The organism is Streptomyces sp. AC627_RSS907, from assembly GCF_019049165.1.
This window is the reverse complement of sequence record NZ_JAGMUE010000557.1, coordinates 1-578: the sequence shown is the minus strand read 5'-3', so window position 1 is coordinate 578 and position 578 is coordinate 1. Positions and strand designations below refer to the sequence as shown.

Below are 578 nucleotides of genomic sequence, written 5' to 3'. Positions count from 1 at the left end.
AGGCCGCGATGGCCGACTTCCAGGCGGATGGCGTCTCCGATCAGTACCACGCTGCCGAGCAGCGCTGGAACCGTTCGGCGAGCGAGGTGCGGGAGATCATCCGGCTCGTTCGTACGACGCTGGAGAAGAACGACGGCACGGCGCAGTCGGCCCTGAGTCGAGCCAAGTCGGCCGTGGACGGCATCGGCTGAGTCCGCGCGTCGGGCCCGGCCACCCGACCGCACGGAACCCGGCGCGCGGGCCGGCAGGCCCGCAGGGCGGGGCCGTGCGGGGCGGACAGCGGTACGTAGCGCGCGCCGGTGTGCCCCCTCGGGCGAGCGGTAGCGCGGTGGCATCCGTACACCCTGGTGTGGGGTGCGGGCAGCACACAGATGGTGGGGGAGGCAGTCGATGACGGGCTGGGACCTACAGCCGCCGGACATCGGACGGACACTGCAGGACACGGTCAAGATCGCCAAGGAGCTGCAGGCGCAGGCGAAGGCGTTCGGTGAGCACCTGAAGGGCGCGGCGACCGACGCGGGCACGCTCGCCATGGGTGGCGAGAAGCCGGAGGCGGGCCTGGTGGGCCTGGCGCTCTC

Annotated in this window: 2 protein-coding genes; both read left to right on the top strand. The window is 72.5% G+C overall.

Features of this window, described 5'->3' with window-relative positions:
- The coding region (locus KUM32_RS37050; RefSeq protein WP_217146256.1) for a pore-forming ESAT-6 family protein at positions 1–191 on the top strand (191 nt) is incomplete at its 5' end.
- Positions 192–390: 199 nt separating this feature from the next.
- The coding region (locus KUM32_RS37045; protein WP_254406671.1) for a DUF6507 family protein at positions 391–578 on the top strand (188 nt) is incomplete at its 3' end.